The sequence below is a fragment of the Lentiprolixibacter sp. genome, assembly GCF_982873095.1.
The window spans coordinates 1-10,573 of the sequence record NZ_CEYNTP010000079.1 but is presented as its reverse complement, the minus strand read 5'-3'; the positions used below and the strand labels follow the sequence as shown (position 1 = coordinate 10,573).

The window sequence follows — 10,573 nt, the reverse complement described above, 5'->3', positions numbered from 1 at the left end:
CTCACCCATAAGCGTTTCCAGGAGTTCAGGGACAAGCCTTATCTCGAGGGATTAAAGGTCCATGAAATGGTCCAGAATTATAAGATTTTCAGTGAGGTCAATGAAGTGGCCATGGATGTGAAGGCAGACGTAATAATCATGGGGTCCCATGGGACCAGTGGGATAAGCGGCATATTTGTAGGATCCAATACGGAGAAGGTGGTTCGAACAGCCAAAATCCCGGTATTGGTCGTTAAGAAAAGGAGAAAAGATTACCTGCCTCATCGCATTGTTTATGCTTGTGATTATAAGATTGAGGATCTGAAAGCCTATAAAAAAGCCCTTGATTTTTTGTCAAGATGGTCCGTGGAGATCCATGTCGTTTACGTGAATTTGCCAACAGAAAAATTCAAAAGTTCTACGGAAATCGCCAAGGAACGGGATATGTTCTTCAAGGTGGCCCATACGTCAAACATACCCCCTCATATTTCTAACCATGTGGTTTGTGATTATTCTGTTGAAAGCGGGCTGTTCCAATATGCCCATGCCATCGAGGCAGACCTGATTGCAATGCCAACACACGGGCGCAAAGGCCTTGCCCATTTTTTTAAGGGCAGCATAGGGGAAGATGTGGCCAACAGGGCCGAAATCCCGGTAATTACCTTCAGGGTATAGTAAGGGGATTATCCCAGTAGCAATTGTAGTTTGGCGAGCAGGATAAGTTCTGATTTATTCTTGTCCGCATAGGCCGCGGCAATGGCATTGGCGGTATCCATGATCAGGTTGCGGACCTCCCCATTGATAGCCCCTGTTTCCCTTTCATAAAAGTTCTTGAAATCCTCGAATGCCTTTTCAGCCGCTACCCCATTTCTCCTGGCAAGTTCAAAGGCATGCCAAATGTAATAGGCCATTGAATACGGGGCTTCAGTAAAGATGGGTTTCCAGTACTTTTCGATTTCTGCCTTTAGTCTTGCAGTTTCATTTTCATGCAGGTTCCGATCCGCGACCGCAATGGCGTAAAATACCTTTCCCAGGTTTTCAAACAGTTCGGAATTGCTCTCAGTTTTTTTCATAGGAGTACGGATTTTGGCTCTGGATTTCCTCTTTTCGGTATAAACACTTGGCGACGGGATACCCAAGGCGTTTTAACTCAGTAACCACTTCCTCATATATTCCTGATACGTCATAATGAAAACACAATACCTGCTCCCGGAGATCAAAACTCACCAGGCTAACATCAAGGATCCTGTGCAGGTTGCGTTCTATACGTTTACTGTCCTTTAAATTGGAAAGATTTACCAGGCGAACACAAGCTTCCATGTATAATATTTTAGGAAAACTAAAGGAGTTGAAGGATAATTCCTATGACACTTGTCATGTATTCCTGTTTTAAGACAACCGAATGTATCCTGAATTAAAGAAAAATCAACCCTGTTTTTCGCTGTGCTTAGTTGGTGAAAAAACAGTCCAAAATTTGTAAAAGCCGTACCTTTATGATATGGAGTTTTTTGAAAGAAACAGCAGTATTTTCAACGTGCTATCTGAAGCGATCTCCGACGGGGTTATCGTGGTCAATCAGGAGCACGAAGTGGTTTCGATAAACGGGCGTGCCCAGCTTTTTTTTGGGTATGGTGCTGAGGAATTACTGGGGCAACCCATGAATGTGCTGGTTCCTGACCAGTTTAAAGCAATTCACCAGGAGCATACGACCAAATATTTTGAGGCCTCAAAAACAGGGCAGATGTCAGATGACAAGTGCCTTTTCGGCAGGAGAAAGTCAGGAGAAGAGTTTCCGATTACCGTTAATCTCCACCCCTTTGAATTGTATGATCGCACCTATGTGCTGGCGGTGGTCGATGATATGACCAGCGAAATTGAATTCCAGAAAAGCTACAACCTGCAGGCAGAAGCCATGAACTCCGCCAATAATGGGATCATTATCACTGACGCTTTGTTGCCGGATAATCCCATAATCTATACCAACCAGGCATTTGAGCGGATTACCGGTTATGACAGATCAGAAGCCCTTAACCGCAATTGTCGGTTTTTACAGAACGAGGACCGTGACCAGCAAGGGATCAGGGTGATTCGTGAAGCCATCAAAAAAGGGGAAAGTTGTCAGGTTGAAGTCCGTAACTACAGGAAGGATGGTACGCTTTTCTGGAACGAAGTGTCTATCAACCCTATTAAAAACGAGGAGGGAATCGTCACCCACTTTATCGGTATACAGAATGATATTACGGATCGTGTGAACACCGAAGAGGAGGTGAATCACCTGGTGAGCATCTTCAATGAGTCCCTAAATGAGATCTATGTTCTGGAGGCGGATAACCTGAAGGTGAGGCATGCGAATTTTGGGGCGTGTATCAACTCTGGCTATACCCTTGATGAATTGCGAAAGGCGACACTATTCGATCTGCTGCAGGAATACAACAAAGCGGAGTTTCATAAGTTGCTTCAACCGATTTTCAGGAGAAGCCGCGAAAAAATCATCCTGGAGACCAACCTCAAAAGAAAAGACGGGAGCACCTATCCTGTTGAAGTGCACCTGCAATCCTCTAAAAAAGGCGACCGCAGAGTCATTATCTGTATTGTATTGGATGTTACGGAAAAACGGAACTATACAAACAGGCTGGAAGCCACGGTAGAAGAACGGACCAGTCAGTTACAAGAGGCCTTGGCTAAGGAGATTGAACTCAATGAATTGAAAACCAAATTTTTATCCATGGTTTCACACGAGTTCAAAACCCCCCTGAGTGCCATACTTACCTCGGCTACCCTTGTTGGGAAATACCGGGAAACGGAGGCGCAGTCAAAACGTGACAGGCACCTCAGGACCATTAGCAGGGAAGTAAAGAATCTTAATAATATCCTTAATGACTTCCTGTCTATTGAAAGGTTCGAGCAGGGAAAGGAACTGTATAATTTCACCAATTTTTCCTTGTCAAAAGTTATCAATGAGGTAGTCTACGATGCGAATATGATCTTAAAAAGCGGACAGCGGATCAACTATCCTCAGAATGTAGATGATCTTACGATTTGCCAGGATGAAAAAATTGTAGCCCTTGCCCTTACCAACCTATTGCATAATTCCATAAAATACTCTCCTGAAGATACCATTATAGCCATTGAAGTTGAGGTAAATAAAAACACCCTGCTCATGCGAGTGATCGACCAGGGAATTGGGATCCCGGAAAAGGACCAGAAATTTATTTTTGATCGTTACTTCAGGGCGGAGAATGTATTGCTGACCCAGGGAACCGGTATTGGGCTGAATATCGTAAAGACCCATTTGGAGAATCTTGGCGGGTCTATACGCTTCACCAGCAAGGAGCACGAAGGGACCGTTTTTACCGTAATTCTTCCCGTAGATGAAAAACCTTGCTCCTGAGGAAAAGGGGGATTATTATTTGTATCTTAGCTAGTACCTCCATAGGTATCCGGGATTATGAAGAAAGTTTTGCTAATAGAGGATGATACTGTATTGCGGGAAAGTACTGCGGAGTTACTGGAACTATCTAACTACAAGGTACATACAGCACCAAATGGCAAGAGGGGAATACAACTTGCTCTGGAAACCCAACCCGATGTTATTGTCTGTGATATCATGATGCCTGAAACCGATGGTTATACAGTCCTGGAGACCTTATCACAGAATACCACCACACAGGGGATACCCTTTATCTTCTTATCGGCAAAAACAGAACGCCGGGACGTGCGAAAGGGGATGGAACTAGGAGCGGATGATTATATCACCAAGCCGTTCGAAGAAGCGGAACTTATTGGCGCCATTGAGAGCCGAATGGCCAAAATAGCCATTTTGAAAGATCTGGACCAGGAAGCCAGATCTGCTAAAGCAGGGGAGGGTACTGATGTGCGCAACCTGCACGAACTCAAGAACTTTATCTATGATAACGGAGGTGAATATAATTTCACCCTGGGACAAACCATCTATCGTGAAGGAGACAATTCCAATATGGTATACCTGGTGGTCACTGGAGTTGTTAAAACCCACAAGCTCGATGAACAGGGTAAGGAACTGATAACCGGTATTCACAGGCCTGATGATTTCTTTGGCTTTACAAATTTCACCAAAAACATCCCCTATCCTGAATACGCTACCGCTATGGAAGAAACCCGCTGTATAGGGATCACCAAAAACAGCTTAAAGGAAGTACTGTTCAAGAACCCTGACCTGGTCATGGAGCTGATGCAACTCTTATCAGAGAGCCTTTCCGATGCCCGCGACCAGTTATTGCAGATGGCTTATGGTTCTGTCCGAAAGAAAACTGCCAACACCATTCTGAGGTTTGCCGATAAACTTCAAAACAGTGCCAAAGGCCCTATTCACATCCTGAGGAGCGACCTCGCCGGTGTGGCAGGGATGGCTACCGAAACCCTGATCCGCACCCTGTCTAGCTTTAAAAAAGAAGGCCTTATCGATATTTGTGACCGTGATATCCGGATCCTGGATGTAGATCGTCTGAGAAATATGAGCTAGGACGAAAATCAGGTCCTTACATGACCGGCATCATTTTCAGATCATTTTCGGGAGACTACTTTTATGCCTGAAGTTAAACATACCGGCATGTTACATATACTCCTCCCCACGGATTTTTCTGATAATGCATGGAATGCCATTTCCTATGGCCTGGAACTGTTCCGGAAAGAGCGCTGTACCTTCTACCTGCTTCATATTAATCCATTGCCCCCTTATTCCGGAGCGGGAACCTCCATAAAGGCAAGTACACATATGATGCGGGAGACCATGTTGAAGGAAAGTGAAAGCAGTTTAAAAAAGCTTTTGAAAAAGATAAACAAAACCTTCCCAAATGAGCGGCATACCTTCATGACCATTGCCCTGTATGATTTCTTTGTGGACAGCATTAAGCGTGAAGTGAAGGATAAGAAAATAGACCTTATCATCATGGGCACCAAAGGGGCTACCGGCTTAAAAAAAGTATCCCTGGGCAGTAATACGGGCGATGTAATCACCAAGGTGCAGTGCCCGCTTCTTGCCGTTCCTGAAGATGCCGAATACAAAATCCCTAGGGAAATTGCCTTTCCTACCGACTATTTCATCAACTACGATTTTAAGGTGCTGGATACGCTAATTGGAATGGTAAACAGAAATGAGGCCAGCCTGAGGGTGTTGCATATCACAAAACGCGGACAGGAATTAACAAGGGAACAACTTCAGAATAAAGAATTCCTGCATGATTACCTTAGGGGGATCACCCATAGTTTCCATACCATTACAGGATCCAGGCTGGAGAACGCAGTGCAGTGTTTTGTGGAAAGCCGTGATATCGATATGATAGCCATGGTTGCGAAAAACCTCAATTTTTTCCAGCGCATTCTGTTCCGGCCAGTTGTAGAAGAGATCAGCTATCATACGGAAGTCCCGTTTTTGGTCCTTCACGAATAAAGCCAATATCGCCCGGACAGTTACCGGGCTTTTTTATGGATGTCAGGCTGCCTGCACCGCTTCCAAAATATGCTCTTTTGGGACCACCCCGGATTGCCGCCATACAATTTCGCCCTTTCGGAATAAGATAAGTGTGGGTACCCCCCTGATCTGGTAACGGGCAGCAAGGGGCTGATTCTTATCTACATCGATCTTGATGATCTTGATACGCTCACCCAGTTCCGCCTTTACTTCTTTTAAGATTGGGGCCATCATTTTGCAGGGCGCACACCAATCTGCATGGAAGTCCACCAAAACCGGCTGTTCTGAAGCCACAAGTTTTTTGAAACTACTTTTCATCCCAATACATTTTCGTAAGCTAAGGTATCCAAATCCCACTGGAACTAAACTGATTAATATCATGGTTTAGGAGTACCCCTTGGACTAATTTTAAGGACAGTCAAGGAACGATTACACTTTTAATTTAGATCCCCAGTCATGAGGAAGGTTGTAGTACCAACTGATTTTTCGGAAAATGCGTTCAACGCATTGAAATACGCTTGTCAGATCTTCAAGTATGAACGGAGCGATATTTATATACTGCATGCCTATGCTGATGAGGTTTATCAACAGGATAAGATTGTAAAAAGGAGTTTTCTCGAGGAGCTGAAGGAAGTCACCTACGTTAAATCACAAAAGGCCCTGAAGGAAACCCTGGCCGACATACAGGAGTATGCCCCGAATCCGAAGCACGAGTTCAGGGTAATCTCCGCTTTTGGCACCCTGACGGATGAGATCAACGACCTGGTCAATGCCGAAAACATGGACATCGTGGTGATGGGGACCCGGGGTGAGACCAACGACCGGGAAATCACTTTTGGCAGCAATACCTTGCAGGTTTTGAAATATGTACAATGTCCTGTGCTCGCTATACCAGAGGATTATGCCTATCACCCCCCTAAGGAACTCTTGTTTCCTACTAATTATATGGTGCCTTATAAAAGGAGGGAATTAAAGCTGTTGTGCGAAATGACGGGCTCCTTCCGTTCCACGATCCATATGCTGCATATCGACCCCCTGAAGCAACCCTCCCTGCGTCAGGAAGACAACAGGATGTTTCTACAGGAATGTCTGAGCAAAGCCCGTCTCACCTTTCATACCACCCCTGAAAAAGATAAGACCATGGCCATTACGAAATATATTCTGCATAACGACATTGACATGCTGGTCATGGTGAATTCCCGTCATTCCCACCTGGAACATATGCTTTACCAATCCACCCTTGACTGGCTTGGCCTGCATGTCAAAATCCCGTTCCTGGTATTGCAAAACCTTTCGAGGTAACCTAAAACCCATTGCGATGAAAAAAATAATAGTCCCTACCGACTTCTCTGAAAATGCATACCATGCCATGGCCTATGCAGCTCAACTGTTTAAAGAGGAACCCTGCACGTTCTACCTTCTGAACACCTTTACCCCGGCCATCTACCAGACCGAGTATATTTTGCACAGCCCGGGACAGATTGGACTTGGGGATTTCTACCAAACAGATTCAGACGAACGCCTTACAGAAATGAAGAAAAGGGTAGAGACCCAATTTAATAATCCCAAACATACTTTTTACACCCATTCTGCATTTAATATCCTGGTTGATGAAGTGCTGGATATGGTGGAGAAGGAAGAAGCTGACCTCATTGTTATGGGGACACAGGGGGCAACCGGGGCCAAGGAAATTTTCCTGGGCACGCACACCGTACATGTGATCAAGAAAGCGAGTTGTCCTGTTATTGCGGTTCCTTCGGGATATACCTACGAACAACCCAGGGAAATCCTGTTCCCTACGGATTACGAAGTTCGCTACACACCAGAACACTTCTCCGTACTGTTCAATATTTCAGATCTGCATAAAGCCCGACTGGAAGTGTTGCATATCTCCACGGGTTTTGAGCTTACCGATAACCAGATGGACAACCAGAAACACCTGAAGGACCTGATCGGGAAAAGGCCATCTCAATTCCATGATTTTCCCAGCCAGGAAATCATCACAGGAATCAACAAATTCCAGGAAACCAGGGAAGTGCAAATGCTCGCAATGATCCAAAACAAACATACCTTCCTGGAGAGCCTCTTCATAGAACCGGTGATTAAAAAAATAGGTTTCCATATCACCATTCCGTTTATGGTAATTCCGGATACACCTAATACCGCCTGATCATGAAGAATATTCTGATCCCCACGGATTTTTCAAATAATGCTTACAACGCTTTGTATTATGCCTCCCAGTTATTCAGGGAAACAGATTGCCGGGTATATCTCCTGAATGTATACTCTGAAAATACCCCATTGGTCACCCATGACCGGCAGCATACGAAGAACAGGAACCTGCTGGTTCAATTAGAGGAAGAGGGTAAGGAAGGGCTGGACCACGCCTTTCACCGTATCAACCTCGATGCCCCTAACCCCAGGCATATTCGCAAAACATTGCTTAAGAAAGGCCACTTAGCGGAGGTCATTACCGAGGTGGTGGAAGAGAAGGATATCGATTTGGTGGTGATGGGAAATACGGGAAGCACCGGGGCAATTCCAGTGTTTATGGGAAGCAGTGTGATCAAAACTATACGTGCCATCCCAAAATGCCCGGTTTTAGTGGTTCCCCGTGAGAAAGAATGTGATATCCCCTTTGAAATCGCATTTGCTACAGACTACAACCGGAATTATGATGCCCAGGTAATGGCACCTTTACTGTTTTTGGCCAAAACATGCAAGGCAGCAGTGCGGATCATCCACATCAATGAGGAAGGCCGGCTTTCCAAAAAACAGAAAGCCAATCTCAATACCCTTAGGGACTACTTGAATGGGGTACAACACACCATACACTGGATGCCGGATTTTTCAAGCAAATCCGAGGTTATACAGACCTTCCTTGATGAACTTGGTATAGGGATGCTGGCCATGATCTTTTATCAGCATGGTTTTTTAGGGAACCTCATGCGGGAACGTGTCATTAAAAGGATCAGTTTTGAAGTGGAAGTCCCCTTTCTGATCATCCCTCAGCACAACTGAGCCCTGCGGTGGACCTGATGGTTCATTGAATTATGTTTAGAATCCAAGCCTGAACAATGAAAAAAAGGATACTCTTACCAACAGATTTTTCCAAAAATGCACTCAATGCCATTCGTTATGCCATGGAGCTTTACCGGGAGGTTCCCTGTGATATGTATTTCCTCAATGCCTTCCAGGTAAGCGGATATAGCATAGATAGTGTAACACCTCCAGATGCGGAGGACAGGGCCTATATAGCTGCAAAGGAAGATTCAGAAACCGGATTGGCCAAATTGCTGGATACGCTGGACCTGCATTTCGATAACCCTAACCACCATTACCAAACCATAGCGACCCATAATTCGCTGCTTTTCGGTATAAAGCACACCATCGCACGTTACGATATTGACATAGTCATCATGGGGACCAAAGGGGTTACCGGAGCTGAGAGTATCATTTTTGGCACGAATACAGTTAATGTAATGGAAGGGGTAACGGAGTGTCCGGTGTTGGCCATACCCCAGGACTATCACTATACACCTCCCAAAGAAATTGTTTTTCCTACCGATTACAAGGTGGCCTATAAGCGTAGGGAATTAAACTACCTGCTGGATATTGCCAGCTTGCACAAGGCATCTATCCGCGTATTGCATATCAAAAAAGAAAATCAACTGAGCCGTCAACAGGAAAGTAATATGGATCTGTTAAAGGCCATCCTAAAAGGAACTGAACACAGTTTTCACTCCCTTGAAAATATGAATGTTCACAAAGGGATCGGGGCTTTTGTGGAAGGCAGGGAAAGCGAAATGGTTGCCTTTATCAACCGGAAGCACACCTTTCTTGGTAAGATCCTGTCCCGGCCGCTCGTACAGGAATTGGGATATCACTACAGTATCCCGGTTTTAGCACTCAATGATCACGATTAAACTACAATTCTATGAAATATATTGGTATCTGGCTCGATAAGGAAAAGGCGCATTTGGTTACGCTTCACGATGGAAAGGAATACTTTACCACGATACAGTCGGATGTGGAATTTTTCAATCCACGCGGCGGATCTCGATCCAAATCTAAATGGGGTCCACAGGATGTGGTACAGGACAGTAAGTATACAGAAAGGGAAAAACATCAGCTGAGGTCTTTCTTTGAGGATATTGCAAAGGCGATTAAGGCCCCACGCTCTATTGCCATATTTGGCCCCGGGAATACCTATGCACAATTCTTTAAATGGTTGGAAGACAACCACCGGGACATAGCTCAAAAGGTAGGTCCTGTGCAAAAGGTAGACAGTATGACAGATAACCAGTTCAAAGCCCTGGTAAGGGATGTATTTGGAATGAGCCCTGACCGGTCGCAACTGTAATTCCAGCTAATGTATATATCCTAGTATGCGCGGGGAGATGGCAGATGATGTTATTCATATCGTAAAATATTCAGGGGAAACGGTACCCTTTTCAGAAGAGAAGCTAAAAAAATCACTAAAACGAAGTGGTGCTGATAAGGAGCTGATCAGCAGTATCGTGGAGCAAGTGAAAGGGGAATTGTATGAAGGAATCACTACAAAGGAATTGTATAACCGCGCATACGCCATATTGAAAAAGGCCACCCCCGTTTCCGCTTCCCGGTATAAACTTAAAAAAGCCATATATGAATTGGGCCCAACCGGTTTTCCATTTGAGAATTTCATCAATGCAATTCTTTACTATTCGGGCTACCGGACACAAGTGGGTAAAGTACTTCAGGGGCATTGTGTGCCACATGAAATAGATGTCCTGGCAGAAAAAGAAGATCGGCTTATCCTTGTAGAATGCAAGTTTCATGGGGAGCAGGGGCGCAACTGCAATGTAAAGATTCCGCTTTACATACATTCGCGTTTCCTGGATGTGAAGGCATCTCCGGATAATGGCTACAGCAAAACGAGGCAACCAGACGAGGCCTGGGTAGTGACCAACACCCGTTTTACTAGGGATGCCATCAGGTACGGAAAATGTGCAGGCCTGTACCTGCTTAGCTGGGATTACCCTAAAAAGGACAGCTTAAAGCGAAGGATAGACCGTCTGGGCCTTTACCCGATAACGGTTTCCAATTTGTTGAGTGCCCGTGAAAAACAGTTTTTGCTTAGTAGGGATATTGTGCTTTGCAGGC

At 45.0% G+C, this 10,573-nt stretch carries 13 protein-coding genes; 10 read left to right on the top strand and 3 right to left on the bottom strand.

All coding sequences use genetic code 11. The annotated features are described in order from the left end of the window. A partial coding sequence (locus tag AC4E7D_RS06590; RefSeq protein ID WP_490173016.1) for a universal stress protein occupies positions 1-654 on the top strand: 654 nt, incomplete at its 5' end. A gap of 8 nt (positions 655-662) precedes the next feature. On the opposite strand, the gene AC4E7D_RS06585 is transcribed toward AC4E7D_RS06590, so the two are convergent. Beyond that, the gene (locus AC4E7D_RS06585) at positions 663-1,052 is read right to left on the bottom strand and encodes a hypothetical protein (protein WP_490173015.1); all 390 of its coding nucleotides are present in this window, start codon (positions 1,050-1,052) and stop codon (positions 663-665) included. Further along, positions 1,039-1,299 (bottom strand): hypothetical protein, encoded by a 261-nt coding sequence (locus AC4E7D_RS06580; protein WP_490173014.1) that lies wholly within the window; start codon positions 1,297-1,299, stop codon positions 1,039-1,041. The genes AC4E7D_RS06585 and AC4E7D_RS06580 overlap by 14 nt, the downstream gene beginning before the upstream one ends. A gap of 178 nt (positions 1,300-1,477) precedes the next feature. Here AC4E7D_RS06580 and AC4E7D_RS06575 point away from each other — a divergent pair, with 178 nt between their 5' ends. The 3 genes from AC4E7D_RS06575 (at position 1,478) to AC4E7D_RS06565 (ending at position 5,407) form a co-directional block, all read left to right on the top strand. Next, positions 1,478-3,370, top strand: coding sequence for a sensor histidine kinase (locus tag AC4E7D_RS06575; RefSeq protein WP_490173013.1), 1,893 nt, complete (start codon positions 1,478-1,480; stop codon positions 3,368-3,370). A gap of 57 nt (positions 3,371-3,427) precedes the next feature. After that, on the top strand, positions 3,428-4,480 hold the full coding sequence (locus AC4E7D_RS06570; protein ID WP_490173012.1) for a response regulator: 1,053 nt from the start codon (positions 3,428-3,430) through the stop codon (positions 4,478-4,480). An 87-nt stretch (positions 4,481-4,567) separates the two neighbouring features. Further along, positions 4,568-5,407 carry a universal stress protein gene (locus AC4E7D_RS06565; RefSeq protein WP_490173011.1) on the top strand — a complete coding sequence of 280 codons (840 nt, stop codon included), beginning with the start codon at positions 4,568-4,570 and terminating at the stop codon, positions 5,405-5,407. 42 nt (positions 5,408-5,449) lie between these two features. On the opposite strand, the gene trxA is transcribed toward AC4E7D_RS06565, so the two are convergent. After that, positions 5,450-5,746 carry a thioredoxin gene (gene trxA, locus AC4E7D_RS06560; RefSeq protein WP_490173010.1) on the bottom strand — a complete coding sequence of 99 codons (297 nt, stop codon included), beginning with the start codon at positions 5,744-5,746 and terminating at the stop codon, positions 5,450-5,452. Between the two features lie 138 nt (positions 5,747-5,884). On the opposite strand from trxA, the gene AC4E7D_RS06555 reads away from it, so the two are divergent. From AC4E7D_RS06555 to AC4E7D_RS06530, 6 genes are all read left to right on the top strand, one after another. Further along, on the top strand, positions 5,885-6,730 hold the full coding sequence (locus AC4E7D_RS06555; RefSeq protein ID WP_490173009.1) for a universal stress protein: 846 nt from the start codon (positions 5,885-5,887) through the stop codon (positions 6,728-6,730). Between the two features lie 16 nt (positions 6,731-6,746). Continuing rightward, the gene (locus AC4E7D_RS06550) at positions 6,747-7,598 is read left to right on the top strand and encodes a universal stress protein (protein WP_490173008.1); all 852 of its coding nucleotides are present in this window, start codon (positions 6,747-6,749) and stop codon (positions 7,596-7,598) included. Between the two features lie 2 nt (positions 7,599-7,600). Then, a complete protein-coding gene (locus tag AC4E7D_RS06545) occupies positions 7,601-8,449 on the top strand; it encodes a universal stress protein (protein ID WP_490173007.1) in 849 nt (282 codons plus the stop codon). Between the two features lie 56 nt (positions 8,450-8,505). Continuing rightward, positions 8,506-9,354 carry a universal stress protein gene (locus AC4E7D_RS06540; RefSeq protein WP_490173006.1) on the top strand — a complete coding sequence of 283 codons (849 nt, stop codon included), beginning with the start codon at positions 8,506-8,508 and terminating at the stop codon, positions 9,352-9,354. A gap of 11 nt (positions 9,355-9,365) precedes the next feature. Continuing rightward, positions 9,366-9,791 carry a hypothetical protein gene (locus AC4E7D_RS06535; protein WP_490173005.1) on the top strand — a complete coding sequence of 142 codons (426 nt, stop codon included), beginning with the start codon at positions 9,366-9,368 and terminating at the stop codon, positions 9,789-9,791. A 37-nt stretch (positions 9,792-9,828) separates the two neighbouring features. Further along, positions 9,829-10,573: ATP cone domain-containing protein (locus tag AC4E7D_RS06530; RefSeq protein WP_490173017.1), on the top strand; the 745-nt coding region annotated here is incomplete at its 3' end.